The following is a 12,883-nucleotide window of genomic DNA, read 5'->3' as shown; positions in this document are numbered from 1 at the left end:
GGCCCATCAACTTCGGCCTTCCATTGCTGCGTTTGAGGCATTGACGCGCATCGCAATGCGCCCTCGGGTTGACCGAACATTCACTCCGGTTCAGCCAGGCAAGTTGAGAATCACTATCATTTAGAATGTTTCGCTTCGCTAGCCCGCAGGCCATCCCGACGACATGAGCGCTGTCCTTCCCGTCCCCACCCTCGCCCAGGCCGCCATCGGCCAGGCGCACCGCGTCCAGGCGCTGCAGGCGCCGGCCCATGCCCCGGAATGGAAGCAGTGGCTGGAGGAACTCGGCTTCGTTCCCGGCGAGCATGTCGCGGTGCTGGCACGCGCGATGCCCGGCGCCGACCCGCTGGTCGTGCGCATCGGACAGTCGACCTTCGCGCTGCGCCGCGCGGAGGCCGATTGCGTGGTCCTGGAGGGCGGCGCCCACGGCGGGCTGACGTCGCCGGCGGACGCCGGGACCGGCGCCCCGGGAGCCGCCCATGCATGAGGCCGTCGTCCACCTGCATCCGTCCGGGCCGCTGCTGGCGCTGGTCGGCAATCCCAACTGCGGCAAGACGGCGCTGTTCAACCGCCTGACCGGCAGCCGGCAGAAGGTCGCCAACTACGCCGGCGTCACCGTCGAGCGCAAGGAAGGCCGCCTCAAGACCGCCGCCGGCAAGCTGCTGCGCGTGCTGGACCTGCCCGGCACCTATTCGCTGTACCCACGCTCGCCCGACGAGCGCGTCACCGTCGACGTGCTGGCCGGCCGCGCGCAGGGCGAGAAGCGCCCCGACCTGGTCGTGTGCGTGCTCGACGCGACCAACCTGCGCCGCAACCTGCGCCTGTTCCTGTCGGTGCAGCGCCAGGGCCTGCCCTGCGTGGTGGCGCTGAACATGTCCGACCTGGCCCGCCGGCGCGGCATCGAGATCGACACCGCGCGCCTGGGCGAGCTGCTGGGCGTGCCGGTGATCCGCACCGTGGCCACCGACGGCGACGGCCTGGACGACCTGCGCGCGGTGCTGGACCAGCCCGCGCTGTGGGCCACGGCGCCCGCCGTGCCCGAGGGCGAGGACACCGCCCGCATCAACCACGTGCTCAAGGCGCTCGGCCTGGACCAGCTGCAGGGCGAGCTGCCCAGCGACAAGCTCGACCGCGTCGTGCTGCATCCGGTGATCGGACCGATCCTGCTGGCGGTGCTGCTGTTCTTCCTGTTCCAGGCGGTGTTCGCGTGGGCCGAGGTGCCCAAGGGGTGGATCGAGGCCGGCACCGGCTGGCTCGGCGAACAGGCCGGCGCGCTGCTGCCCGAAGGCCACCTGCGCAGCCTGGTCGTGGACGGCCTGATCGCGGGCGTCGGCGGCGTGCTGGTGTTCCTGCCGCAGATCCTGATCCTGTTCTTCTTCATCCTGATCCTGGAGGAGTCCGGCTACCTGCCGCGCGCGGCCTTCCTGCTGGACCGGCTGATGGGCTCGGTGGGCCTGTCGGGCCGCAGCTTCATCCCGCTGCTGTCGAGCTTCGCCTGCGCGATCCCCGGGATCATGGCCACGCGCTCGATCGCCAACGCGCGCGACCGGCTGGTGACCATCCTGATCGCGCCGCTGATGACCTGCTCGGCGCGGCTGCCGGTGTACGCGCTGCTGATCGGCGCCTTCATCCCGCAGCGCGAGCTGTGGGGCGGGATCGAGCTGCAGGGGCTGGTGCTGTTCATCCTGTACTTCGCCGGCATCCTGGTGGCGATGGCGGTGGCCTGGGTGCTCAAGCGCTTCACCGACGCCGGCCGCCAGGTGCGCCCGCTGATGATGGAGCTGCCCAGCTACCACTGGCCGCACGCGCGCAACGTCGCCATCGGGCTGCTGCAGCGCGCGGAGGTCTTCCTCAAGCGCGTGGGCGGCATCATCCTGGCGCTGACGCTGCTGCTGTGGGTGCTGTCGACCTTCCCCGGCGCGCCCGAGGGCGCCACCGGCCCGGCGGCCATCGAGTACAGCTTCGCCGGCTACCTGGGCCGCGGCCTGGCGTGGATCTTCGAGCCGATCGGCTTCAACTGGCAGATCAGCCTGGCGCTGGTGCCGGGCATGGCCGCGCGCGAGATCGTCGTCAGCGCGCTGGGCACGGTGTATTCGCTGTCGGCCACCGGCGACGAGGCCGCGCAGGCGCTGACGCCGCTGATCGCCGCGAGCTGGGGCCTGCCGACCGCGTTCTCGCTGCTGGCGTGGTTCATCTTCGCGCCGCAGTGCCTGTCGACGATCGCGGCGGTCAAGCGCGAGACCGGCGGCTACAAGATCCCCGCGATCATGCTGGCCTACCTGTTCGCGCTGGCCTACGGCGCGTCGTGGGCGACCTTCCACGTCACGCGCTGGATCGTCGGCTGAGCGCCCGGGCGCGAGCTATGCTCGCGCCCCATGATGAATCGCCCCACCCTCACCGCCCTGGCCGCGGCCGCGCTGACGACGTTCGGCCTGACCGGCCTGCTGGGCGCGACGCCCGCTTCCGCCACCGAAGCCGCCAAGCCCGTGCGCGGCGTCATCAAGCTCGAACCGGACGTGGCGGCCGATGCCGACACCCGTTTCCAGCGCCTGGCCAACGACTACATCGAGGCCCTCTGGCGCCTGGACCCGGACGCCGCGATCAGCGCGGGCCGTTATGAATTCGCCGACCAGCTGCCCGCGCCCGACCGCGCGATGCGCGCCCGCGCGCTGGCCTTCACCGCGCAGTGGCTCGCGCGCTTCGAGGCCGTCGACGCGTCGACGCTGAACGCGGCCTCGCGCACCGACCTCGGCCAGTTGCTCAACAAGCTGCGCGACGACCGCTTCCAGCTGACCGAGCTGCGCGAGTACGAGTGGAATCCGTCGGAACTCAACATCGCCGGCCCGATCGACTACATCCTGGCCACCGACTACGCGCCGCTGCCGGCGCGGCTGAAGACGCTCTCGGCGCGGCTGGCGCAGGTGCCGGCGTACTACCGCGCCGGCGCCTCGCTGCTCAAGCAGCCGACGCTGGAGCACACGCAGCTGGCGATCGACCAGGCGCCGGGCGTGCTGAGCGTGCTCGACGAGGTGGCCAAGGCCGCGCAAGGGCCCGATGCGGGGCTGACCGCCGTCGAGCGCAAGCGGCTCGCCGACCGCGTCGCCGCCGCGAAGGCCGCGGTCGAGGGCTATCGCGTGCAACTCAGGAAGCTGCTCGCCGAGGGCCAGGCCAGCGGCAAGGCGCGCAGCTTCCGCCTCGGCCAGGCGCTGTACGACAAGAAGTTCGGCTACGACATCCAGTCGGCGCATTCGGCCGAGCAGATGTACCAGCGCGCGCTCAAGGCGCGCGAGGCGCTGCTGACGCAGATGGCGCAGCTGTCCGACCAGCTGTGGACGCAGACCATGGGCGACGCGCCCAAGCCCGAGGATCGCCTCGCGCGCATCGGCGCGGTGATCGGCAAGCTCAGCGAGCAGCATGTGAAGCGCGAGGACTTCGTGGCCGAGATCCGCGCGCAGATCCCGCAGCTGGAGCGCTGGATCGCCGATCACGACCTGCTGACGCAGGATCCGTCCAAGCCGCTGATCGTGCGCGAGACGCCGGTCTACCAGCGCGGCATCGCCGGCGCCGGCATCGAGGCGCCCGGCCCCTACCGGCCGCAGGACCGCACGTACTACAACGTCACGCCGATGGACGACCTGACGCCCGAGCAGGCCGAGAGCACGCTGCGCGAGTACAACCGCTGGATCCTGCAGATCCTCAACATCCACGAGGCGGTGCCGGGGCATTACACGCAGCTGGTCCACGCCAACAAGTCGCCGTCGCTGGTCAAGACGCTGTTCGGCAACGGCGCGATGGTCGAGGGCTGGGCCGTCTACGGCGAGCGGATGATGCTGGAGTCCGGCTACGGCGGCAACGCGCCGGAAATGTGGCTGATGTGGGGCAAGTGGAACCTGCGCAGCGTCACCAACACCATCCTGGACTACAGCGTGCACGTGCTCGGCATGAGCGAGCAGGACGCGCTGGACCTGCTGACGCGCCAGGCCTTCCAGACCGAGCGCGAAGCGCGCGAGAAGTGGCGCCGGGTGCAGCTGACCTCGGTGCAGCTGACCAGCTACTTCAGCGGCTACAGCGACATCATGGAACTGCGCGAGCAGCGCAAGCAGGCGCTGGGCAAGGACTTCCAGCTCAAGGCCTTCAACGAGGAGTTCCTGAGCTACGGCAACGCGCCGGTGTCGGTGATCGCCGAGCTGATGGCGCATCGGCCGGCGAAGGCCGCGCCATGAGCTCCGACGCGGCCGCCGAGGTCCGCGTGCTGGAGGCGCGGGTCACGGAGCTGGAGATCAAGGCCAGCTTCGCCGAGGACCTGGTCGACCACCTGAACGCGCAGGTGGCGAAGCAGCAGGAGCAGATCGACGCGCTGGTGCGCGAGATCGCGCAGTTGCGCCGGCAGGTGCCGGAGGGCCGCGGCGACGGGACCGGCAGCGGCAGCCTGCGGGACGAGCTGCCGCCGCACTACTGAGCGGTGGATCCGCTCAGGCCGCCGGGCGCGCCGGGATGTTGAGCCCGCGCTTGACGGCGTCGCGCGCCAAGAAGGCGCCCAGCACGCGCTGCACTTCCTTGAACTCGCCGAAGCCCACCAGGTCGCCCGCGCCGTAGAAGCCGACCAGGTTGTTGACCCAGGGCCAGATGGCGATGTCGGCGATCGTGTACTCGTCGCCCATGATCCAGCCGCGGCCGGTCAGGCGCTGCTCGAGTACGGCCAGCAGCCGCTTCGATTCGGCCAGGTAGCGGTCGCGGGGACGCTTGTCCTCGTAGTCCTTGCCGGCGAACTTATGGAAGAAGCCGACCTGGCCGAACATCGGCCCGATGCCGCCCATCTGGAACATCACCCACTGCAGCGTCTCGTAGCGGCGTGCCGGGTCTTGCGGGATCAGCCGGCCGGTCTTCTCGGCCAGGTAGACCAGGATCGCGCCGGACTCGAACAGCGGCAGCGGCTCGCCGCCCGGGCCGTCGGGATCGATGATCGCGGGGATCTTGTTGTTCGGGTTCAGCGACAGGAACTCGGGGCTGAGCTGGTCGTCGGTCTGGAAGCTGACCAGGTGCGGCTCGTAGGCCAGGCCCAGTTCCTCGAGCGCGATCGAGATCTTCACGCCGTTGGGCGTCGGCAGCGAGTACAGCTGCAGCCGCTCGGGGTGCTGCGCGGGCCACTTCGTCGTGATGGGAAAGCGGGTCAGGTCCGTCATGGGGTGTCCGTCGGATCGTTGCGTGAAGGGATGACGGGCGATTCTCGGCGGCGGCGCAGAGACCTTGCCCCGCGCGGGTCAATGCGAGTCGTGCTGCGGGCGCGCCGGCCCGCGCCCTTGTCGCCCGGCTCCCGGCACGCCGCCGTTCCCGGCCCGCGGTCAACGGCGCCCGACGGCGCCTCGACGGTCACCGCAGCGGCGCCGCGAAGCGGTCCCAGCGTGGCGCCCACCGCGCGGTGATGTCGGCCGACACCAGCACCCGGTGCGCCTGGCCGATGATCAGCCGGCGCGGGACCAGGCCGATGAAGCGCGAGTCCTCGCTGTTGTCGCGGTTGTCGCCCATCATGAAGAACTGGTCCGCGGGCACGACGATCGGTCCGAAGTCGCGCCGCGCGTTGACGTCGGGCAGGAACTGCACGACGCGGCGCTCGCCGCCCCACTGCTCGACCGCGCGCACGCCGCGCACCGCGACGCCGGGCGCGAGCGCCTCCGCCACTTCCTCCAGCGGCGCGTAGGTCGCGGGCTGGCCGTTGAGGATCAAGCGGTCGCCGCGCAGCTCGACGGTGTCGCCGGGCACCGCGACCACCCGCTTGATCAGCCGCGTGCCGTCGCGCGGCGAGCCGAAGGTCACGACATCGCCGCGCTGGGGCTCGCCGACGCGGCGCACCGAGATGTCGGTCAGCGGCAGCTTCCAGTCGTAGGCGACGCGCTCGACGAAGACGACATCGCCCTCGAGGATCGTCGGCCGCATCGAGCCGCTGGGCACCGGGTTCCAGTCCGCGATCGCGGTGCGGAAGAACAGGAAACCGGCGAGGAAGATCAGGAAGCCGCGGTTCTCGCGCAGCAGGGCGCGCAGCCGGCGGATCAACGGCGTCGTCGAGGTCATGGGATCGCTCCTGGGTCGTCACGGGGAAGGACCCAGTGTGGCGAGCGGCCCCGGACGAGGCGCCGCGCTGCGGCGAGCGGCGGGAAACGCCGCCCCGATGGCGCCCGCCGCGCGACCGGCGGCGCCAGCGCGCCGCCCTCGCCATCGCTGTCGCTGTCGCCGCGGACGGGGCCGGCGCCCGCCGTCAGCGTCCAGCGTTCGGCCATCAACGACCCGCGGGCTGGCAGGCCGGCGCGGTGCGCTCCCAGTTCTCCTGCCGTGGCGCGATCAGCGCCGCGTCGGTCGTGATCAGCGAGGCCAGCTTGATCGGCGCGGGCGCGACGCCGGCCAGCCCGTTCGGATGGGCCTGCGCCTGCCACGCGTCGGTGCGGCTGAGCAGCTTGTAGGACCAGGTGTCCTCGGACCATTCGCCCAGGATGGTGCTCATCGACATCGACGACTCGACCGGGCCGTCGCGCATCGCGCCGTTGGCCAGCGTGCAGGCCGCGCCCTGGCGCACGATGGCCTCGGCGGTCGGACCATGGCCAAGCCGCAGCCAGCCGCCGGTCTGGTAGACCTGCCGGAACGCCGAGTCGCAGGGATCGCCGGTGGTGCCGAGCAGCCGCCCGTCCTCCGGGTCCAGCACGATCCGGTTCCTGTCGAACAGGTAGCCCTTGCCCGCCGGCGCGCCGTCGTAGGACTGCATCACCACGGCGGCCAGGCGGTTCAGGCGCTTGAGGTGCTCGCGGTCCTCGCAGGCCGGTGGCGGCGCCTCGTTGGCGCAGCGGTTGAGCAGCTCGACGGTCTCGATCGACAAGGCCTTCCAGTGGGCGGCGGTCGCCGCGGCGATGTGGTCGGCGCAGCTCGGCGGCTTGGGCCGGTTCGGGTCCTCGCCGCGCAGCCACAGCAGGCTCATGACCACCGCGGCGGTCAGCAGCGGCGCGCCCAGCATCAGGAAGGCCGGCGACTTCAGCCACGCCAGCCAATCCCGCAGCGAGGTGCGCGCGGGCGGCGGCCACTCGCCCAGCGACGGGGCCCGTCCCAGCGGCGTCACCTGCGAGATCTCGTGCCAGCGGCCGAGCTCGCCCGGCGCGCAGCAGGCCTCGCGCATTGCGTTGTTCCAGTCGAAGCCGCGCGTCAGCGGGATCGCGTCGAACAGCGCGTGGCGCGGCTCCTCGGCCAGCCACAGCCAGACGATGCGGGTCTGCTCGTCGAGCAGCAAGGCGGCATCGATCCAGCGATGCAGGCGGCCCTCGGCCTCGCCGGCCGGGACCAGCGGCGGCCGCTCCGACCAGCGCAGGGCCTGCAGCGCCGCGAAGAACAGCAGCCCGGTGCGGCGCCGCAGCGCGCGCTCGGCGACGGCCTCGGCGATGCGCCGCTCGAAGGCCTCGCGCGCGGCGAGCGATTCCAGCCCGGGCGACTCCAGCGACTCGCGCAGCAGGCCGACCGCCGCGGCCAGCGCGCGCGCGTCGATGCGCCAGAAGGCCGCGAGGAAAGCCTCGTACGCGGCCTCGGCCAGCTTGGCCGGATCGACCTGCAGGTCGGGCTGCGGCAACGGCATCGGCCGCCGCCCGGCAGGCGACGGCGCTGGCGCTGGCTGAAGTTCAGGCTTCGGCTCGGGCTCTGGCTCGGGCTCGGGCTCGGGCTCGGGCTCGGGCTCGGGCTTGGGCTCAGCTTCGAGCTGCGGCCGAGGCATGGTCGCGGGCGTGGGCGCGGGCGCGGGCGTGGACTCAGCCTCGGGCGCCGGAGGCACCGGCTCGACAGGCGCCTCGTCGGCGGCCCTGTCCGGCGCCGCCTCGTCCGCGACCTCGATGCGGACGAATCCTCGTCCGTCGCGCAGATGGGCGATGGCGGCTTCGTAGTGGCCGCGCAGTTCCTGGAAGCCGAGCGGGTCCTTCGCGCGGTCCAGCCGCTTGAGCCGCGTGGCGTAGGCCGCCTTGACGTCCGCCTCGGTGGCGGTGTCGTCCAGGCCGAGCGCGACGAAGTAGTGGGGCAGCAGCACCGGCATCAGACCGCTCCCAGCGGGGAGTCCGCCTCGATGCCGCGCACCAGGCGCTGCAGCGCCTCGGCGCCCTGCTCGATGCGGCGCGGGTCCTGCGAATCCAGGTCCAGCTCGAAGCGCGTGATCGCGGTGCCCAGGCGCTCGCGGTCCTCGCGGCCGAGCTGCATGAACAGCCGCTCCGCGCGCGCCACCAGCGCGCGCATCTCCATGCGCTCGCGCGGATGCAGCTTCAGCTCGGCCAGCGCCTGGAGCCGCTCGGCGACCTGCTCGGGCGACAGCCGCTCCTCGGAGTTCTGGATCACCAGCCGGCGCGGCTCGCCGGCCGAGCGATCGCCCAGCATCGGCGTGGCCTCGACCTCGAGCAGGCCGTCGATGTCATAGGTGAAGCGCACGTCGACATGCGGCCGGTGCTCGGCGCTGAAGCGCGGCAGGTCGACGTCGAACTGGCCCAGCAGGATGTTGTCCTTGACCAGCCGGGCCTCGCCCTGGAACACCCGCACCTGGATCACCTTCTGCTCCGGATGGACCGGGTGGAAGGATTCGACGCGGCTGGCCGGCACCACGGTGTTGCGCGGCAGGATCGGCGACATGAAACCCGCCGTCAGGCGATCGGCGGTGACCTGCCGGGCGCTCTCGATGCCCAGCGTGTAGGGGCAGACGTCGGTCATCACGCGCTCGGCCAGTTCCGCCGCGTTGGCCTTGAGCCCGGCCTGCACCGCCGCGCCCAGCGCGACGACCTCGTCCGGATTGATGCTGGCCGCGGGGAACTTGCCGAACATCCGCGTCACCAGCTGGCGCACTGCCTGCAGCCGCGAGCTGCCGCCGGCCAGCACCACGGTGGACAGGTCGGCGGTGCCGATGCGGGCGTCGCGGATCGCCGTCTCGACCGGATGGCGCAGCCGGTCCAGCACCGGCTGGATGATGCGCTCGAGTTCCTCGGCGCGCAGCGTCAGGTCGATCACGTGCTGCTCGTGCCGGAAGGCGACCGGCGCCGAGCCGTTGGCGCCGAGCGCGCGCTTGGCCGCCTCGCAGCGCGCCTTGAGCGTGGAGACGAAGCGGTCGTCGCGCAGCAGCACGTCGGGCAGGCCGGCCTGGGCCATCACCCAGCGCTCGATGCAGGCATCGACGTCATCGCCGCCGAGCTGGTTGTCGCCGGCGGTCGCGCGGACCTCCATCACGCCGGAGAACAGCTCCAGGATGGACACGTCGAAGGTGCCGCCGCCGAAGTCGAAGACCAGGAACTGGCTGTCCTCCTGCTCGTTGAGGCCGTAGGCGAGCGCCGCGGCGGTCGGTTCGTTGAGCAGGCTGACCTCGACGAAGCCGGCGATCAGGCCGGCGTTGCGCGTCGCGGCGCGCTGCGCGTCGGAGAAGTAGGCGGGCACGGTGATGACGGCGCGGTCCACGTCGCGGCCGAAGCGCGCGCGGACGTCGGCGCGCAGCGCGCGCAGCACCATCGCCGACAGCTCCTCGGCGCGGAAGGACTGCGGGCCCAGCGTGTAGCGCGTGGCCGTGCCCATGCCGCGCTTGAAGCTGGCGACGGTGCGGTCCGGGTGCGACTGCAGCCGGTCGCGCGCCGCGGCGCCGACCAGCACGCTGCCGTCGGCGTCGAGGCTGACGACCGACGGCGTCAGCGTCGCGCCGAGCACGTTGGGGATCAGGTGGGCGGCACCGTCGTGCCAGTAGGCGACCAGCGAATGCGTGGTGCCGAGGTCGATGCCGACGAGGTCGGGGACGAACGCGGAGTCGGTCATGGGCAGGGGAAGATCGGAAACGGAAACGGAAACGGTGGCGGAAACGGTGGCGGCAGCGGCAGCGGCAGCGGCAGTGGCAGTGGCGACGGGGACGGCCTTGGGCCGCCGGCAGGCGCGCGAGCGACGCCTTGATCGGGGCGCGTCCAGCGGGGCCGCGCGCGCGAGGCGCCACACTATCCGCCGGACCGGCCCCGCCCCATCGCCCTCAGGAGGGTGAACGCCGTCACGGCGGCGACTCGCGTGACGAATTGCGCGGATCGCGGCGGCCCTCATAATCGCGCCCCATGCGCAAGCACCTCCTGCACTTGCTGCTCCCGCTGTTCATGCTGCTGTCGCAGCAGGGCGCGGTGTGGCATGGCATCGGTCACCTGACCGATGCGCAGGGCCGCGGGCATGCGCCGGCGGGCGCCACCGTCGCCCAGGCGGCCACCGCGCACGGCGACGGCCAGACGCATGCCGATCCGGACGAACTGTCCGCGGACCAGCTGTGCGAGCTGTGCCTGGCCTTCGACGACCTGGCCGCCTCGGCCCGGTCCGAGCCGCCGGTGCTCGCGCTGGCCAGCGCCGCCCATGTCCAGGCGCCGGTCGTCGAGCACGGCTCGCGCTCCCAGCCCGCGCCCCAGCCGCGCAGCCGCGGCCCGCCCCTGGTTCTCTGATCCCGTCCTCCCCGACCGCGTCGCCGATCGCGCCCGCGCTTCGCTGAAGCCCGGGCGGCGCCGGCCCGCGTCCGATCCGACTTCGCGCCGGACCCTTGCTCCGTGGTCCGTCGCCTTCAGAGAACCACCATGTCCATGCCACCGCTGCGCGTGCTCGCGCTGTCCCTGTCGCTCGCCTATCCGTTGCTGCACGCGCTGCCCGCGCGCGCCGACGACGGCGCGCCCTCGCCCGCCTCGGCCTCGCCCGCCACGGGCGCTTCCGCCGCTTCGTCTTCGCCCTCCTCTTCGCCCTCCGCCTCGACCGAGGCCGCCCCCTCCGCCTCGCCCGGCACCCCGCTGCCCACGGTGCAGGTGCAGGGCGCGCGCAGCCGGCTCGATGCCGCGCGCAACGGCCTCTCGCCCGACACCGGCAGCACGATCTACAAGTTCGACAAGGCCGACATCGGCCGCCTGCCGCAGGGCGACGACACGCCGCTGAACCAGGTGCTGCTGCAGACGCCGGGCGTCGTGCAGGACTCCTACGGCGGGCTGCACGTGCGCGGCGACCATGCCAACCTGCAGTACCGCATCAACGGCGTCGTCATCCCGGAGGCGATCAGCGGCTTCGGCCAGACGCTGGAGACGCGTTTCGCCGACAGCATCAGCCTGCTCACCGGCGCGCTGCCGGCGCAATACGGCTACCGGACCGCCGGCATCGTCGACATCACGACCAAGGGCGTCGACGGCGACGACAAGCCGCTGGCCGGCAGCGTCGGCGTCACGCTGGGCACGCAGCGCTCGCGCGAGCTGGACCTGTCGCTGCACGGCAGCCAGGGCCGGCTGAGTTACGAGTTCAGCGGCTCCTACCTCGGCAACGACCTCGGCATCGAGAACCCGACCGCCTCGCGCGACGCGCTGCACGACCGCACGCACCAGGGCAAGGCCTTCGGCCTGGTGTCCTACCTGCTGGGCGACGACAGCCGCATCACCGCGATGGCCGGCGTCACCAACAACCGCTTCCAGATCCCGAACTCGCCGGGGCAGTCGACCGCGTTCCAACTTGACGGCGTGCCGGACAAGGACTCGAGCACGCTCGACGCCCGCCAGCGCGAGCGCAACCGCTTCGCGGTGCTCAGCTACCAGGGCGCGCTCGGCCGGGACGTGGACTACCAGGTCTCGCTGTTCCACCGCACGACCGACGTGCACTACACGCCCGACCCGGTCGGCGACCTGCAGTACCTGGGCGTGGCCGCGGACATCCTGCGCCGCAACGAGGCCAACGGCGCGCAGGCCGACCTGAGCTGGCGCCTGGACAGCGCGCACACGCTGCGCACCGGCCTGTTCGCGCAACGCGAGCACGCCAGCACGCGCAACGACGCGCGGGTGTTCCCGGCCGACGACGGCGGCAACCCGACCAGCGCCACGCCGCTGTCCATCGCCGACGGCGGGCGCCTGGGCGGCCACCTGTGGGGCGCCTACCTGCAGGACGAATGGAAGCTGGACCGCGCGCTGACGCTGAACTACGGCGTGCGCTACGACCAGGTCGACACGGTGACCAAGGAACACCAGCTCAGCCCCCGCATCGGCCTGGTGTGGGACGCCACGCCGACGCTGCGCGCCCATGCCGGCTACGCGCGCTACTTCACGCCGCCGCCGACGGAGAAGATCGACACCACCTCGGTGGCGGCCTTCGCCGGCACGACCAACGCGCTGCCCAGCGACGCCAACACCGCGGTCCGGTCCGAGCGCTCCAACTACTACGACGCCGGCCTGGCCTGGCAGGTCACGCCCCAGTTGACGCTGGGCGTGGACGGCTACTACCGCGCGGTGCAGCACCTGCAGGACGAGGGCCAGTTCGGCAACGCGCTCATCTACTCGGCCTTCAACTACGCGCACGGCCGCATCTACGGCGTCGACCTGTCGGCCAGCTACAAGGAGAAGGACTGGTCGGCCTACGTGAACCTGGGAAGCGTGCATGCGCGCGCCAAGCAGGTCGAGACCGGCCAGTTCAACTTCGAGCCCGACGAGCTGGACTTCATCGCCGGCAACTGGGTGCACCTGGACCATGAGCAGAAGCTCAGCGCCTCGGCCGGTTTCAACGTGCGGCTGCCCGAGGGCTACGCGGTCGGCGCGAGCGCGCTGTTCGGCAGCGGCCTGCGCAACGGCTTCGCCAACACGACCCACCTGCCCTCGTACACCAGCGTCAACGCCGATGTCAGCAAGACGCTGGACCTGGGCGGCGGCGGTCCGGTGGAGGCGCGGCTGTCGGTGCTCAACCTGTTCGACAAGGGCTACCAGCTGCGCGACGGCTCGGGCATCGGCGTCGGCGCGCCGCAGTACGGGCAGCGCCGCACCGTCTACGTCAGCCTGACCAAGACGTTCTGAGCGGAGGCCGCCGGCCCTGTCGCCTGGATCGGGTGAAGGTGGGCCGGCGCACCGCGCGGCGGGGT

Annotated in this window: 10 protein-coding genes; 6 read left to right on the top strand and 4 right to left on the bottom strand. The window is 72.0% G+C overall.

Features of this window, described 5'->3' with window-relative positions:
• The first annotated feature begins 163 nt into the window (after positions 1 to 163).
• Genes N5D62_RS20875 through N5D62_RS20860 form a run of 4 tightly spaced genes read left to right on the top strand, consistent with a single transcriptional unit; the run spans position 164 to position 4,456 of the window.
• Entirely contained in the window at positions 164 to 484 is a 321-nt protein-coding gene (locus tag N5D62_RS20875; RefSeq protein ID WP_279759818.1) for a FeoA family protein, read from the top strand.
• Positions 477 to 2,342 (top strand): ferrous iron transporter B, encoded by a 1,866-nt coding sequence (locus N5D62_RS20870; RefSeq protein ID WP_279759817.1) that lies wholly within the window; start codon positions 477 to 479, stop codon positions 2,340 to 2,342. Before N5D62_RS20875 ends, N5D62_RS20870 begins: the two co-directional genes overlap by 8 nt.
• A 33-nt stretch (positions 2,343 to 2,375) precedes the next feature.
• Positions 2,376 to 4,220: a DUF885 domain-containing protein gene (locus N5D62_RS20865; RefSeq protein WP_279759816.1), complete on the top strand. Its 1,845-nt coding sequence runs from the start codon at positions 2,376 to 2,378 to the stop codon at positions 4,218 to 4,220.
• On the top strand, positions 4,217 to 4,456 hold the full coding sequence (locus N5D62_RS20860) for a SlyX family protein (protein ID WP_279759815.1): 240 nt from the start codon (positions 4,217 to 4,219) through the stop codon (positions 4,454 to 4,456). Before N5D62_RS20865 ends, N5D62_RS20860 begins: the two co-directional genes overlap by 4 nt.
• A gap of 13 nt (positions 4,457 to 4,469) precedes the next feature.
• Here N5D62_RS20860 and N5D62_RS20855 read toward each other — a convergent pair whose 3' ends face one another.
• From N5D62_RS20855 to N5D62_RS20840, 4 genes are all read right to left on the bottom strand, one after another.
• Positions 4,470 to 5,180, bottom strand: a complete 711-nt coding sequence (locus N5D62_RS20855; RefSeq protein WP_279759814.1) for a glutathione S-transferase N-terminal domain-containing protein — start codon at positions 5,178 to 5,180, stop codon at positions 4,470 to 4,472.
• A gap of 187 nt (positions 5,181 to 5,367) precedes the next feature.
• Positions 5,368 to 6,066 carry a signal peptidase I gene (lepB, locus tag N5D62_RS20850; protein WP_279759813.1) on the bottom strand — a complete coding sequence of 233 codons (699 nt, stop codon included), beginning with the start codon at positions 6,064 to 6,066 and terminating at the stop codon, positions 5,368 to 5,370.
• A gap of 205 nt (positions 6,067 to 6,271) precedes the next feature.
• Positions 6,272 to 8,053, bottom strand: a complete 1,782-nt coding sequence (locus tag N5D62_RS20845) for a hypothetical protein (protein ID WP_279759812.1) — start codon at positions 8,051 to 8,053, stop codon at positions 6,272 to 6,274.
• Positions 8,053 to 9,798, bottom strand: coding sequence for an Hsp70 family protein (locus N5D62_RS20840; protein ID WP_279759811.1), 1,746 nt, complete (start codon positions 9,796 to 9,798; stop codon positions 8,053 to 8,055). Before N5D62_RS20840 ends, N5D62_RS20845 begins: the two co-directional genes overlap by 1 nt.
• Before the next feature lie 284 nt (positions 9,799 to 10,082).
• Here N5D62_RS20840 and N5D62_RS20835 point away from each other — a divergent pair, with 284 nt between their 5' ends.
• On the top strand, positions 10,083 to 10,454 hold the full coding sequence (locus N5D62_RS20835) for a DUF2946 family protein (protein ID WP_279759810.1): 372 nt from the start codon (positions 10,083 to 10,085) through the stop codon (positions 10,452 to 10,454).
• A gap of 129 nt (positions 10,455 to 10,583) precedes the next feature.
• Positions 10,584 to 12,818, top strand: a complete 2,235-nt coding sequence (locus N5D62_RS20830; RefSeq protein ID WP_279759809.1) for a TonB-dependent receptor — start codon at positions 10,584 to 10,586, stop codon at positions 12,816 to 12,818.
• Positions 12,819 to 12,883 lie beyond the last annotated feature (65 nt).

Source organism: Mitsuaria sp. GD03876, assembly GCF_029840635.1.
In the GTDB taxonomy this organism is placed as follows: Bacteria; Pseudomonadota; Gammaproteobacteria; order Burkholderiales; family Burkholderiaceae_C; genus Roseateles.
Note: the sequence above shows the minus strand (reverse complement) of the source record. Positions and strands in the feature narration are given on the sequence as shown.

Excerpts from the sequence above, each read along its gene's own strand:
- N5D62_RS20875 (WP_279759818.1), top strand. The coding sequence starts at position 164 with ATGAGCGCTGTCCTTCCCGTCCCCACCCTCGCCCAGGCCGCCATCGGC.
- N5D62_RS20870 (WP_279759817.1), top strand. The coding sequence starts at position 477 with ATGCATGAGGCCGTCGTCCACCTGCATCCGTCCGGGCCGCTGCTGGCG.
- N5D62_RS20865 (WP_279759816.1), top strand. The coding sequence starts at position 2,376 with ATGAATCGCCCCACCCTCACCGCCCTGGCCGCGGCCGCGCTGACGACG.
- N5D62_RS20860 (WP_279759815.1), top strand. The coding sequence starts at position 4,217 with ATGAGCTCCGACGCGGCCGCCGAGGTCCGCGTGCTGGAGGCGCGGGTC.
- N5D62_RS20855 (WP_279759814.1), bottom strand. The coding sequence starts at position 5,180 with ATGACGGACCTGACCCGCTTTCCCATCACGACGAAGTGGCCCGCGCAG.
- lepB (WP_279759813.1), bottom strand. The coding sequence starts at position 6,066 with ATGACCTCGACGACGCCGTTGATCCGCCGGCTGCGCGCCCTGCTGCGC.
- N5D62_RS20845 (WP_279759812.1), bottom strand. The coding sequence starts at position 8,053 with ATGCCGGTGCTGCTGCCCCACTACTTCGTCGCGCTCGGCCTGGACGAC.
- N5D62_RS20840 (WP_279759811.1), bottom strand. The coding sequence starts at position 9,798 with ATGACCGACTCCGCGTTCGTCCCCGACCTCGTCGGCATCGACCTCGGC.
- N5D62_RS20835 (WP_279759810.1), top strand. The coding sequence starts at position 10,083 with ATGCGCAAGCACCTCCTGCACTTGCTGCTCCCGCTGTTCATGCTGCTG.
- N5D62_RS20830 (WP_279759809.1), top strand. The coding sequence starts at position 10,584 with ATGTCCATGCCACCGCTGCGCGTGCTCGCGCTGTCCCTGTCGCTCGCC.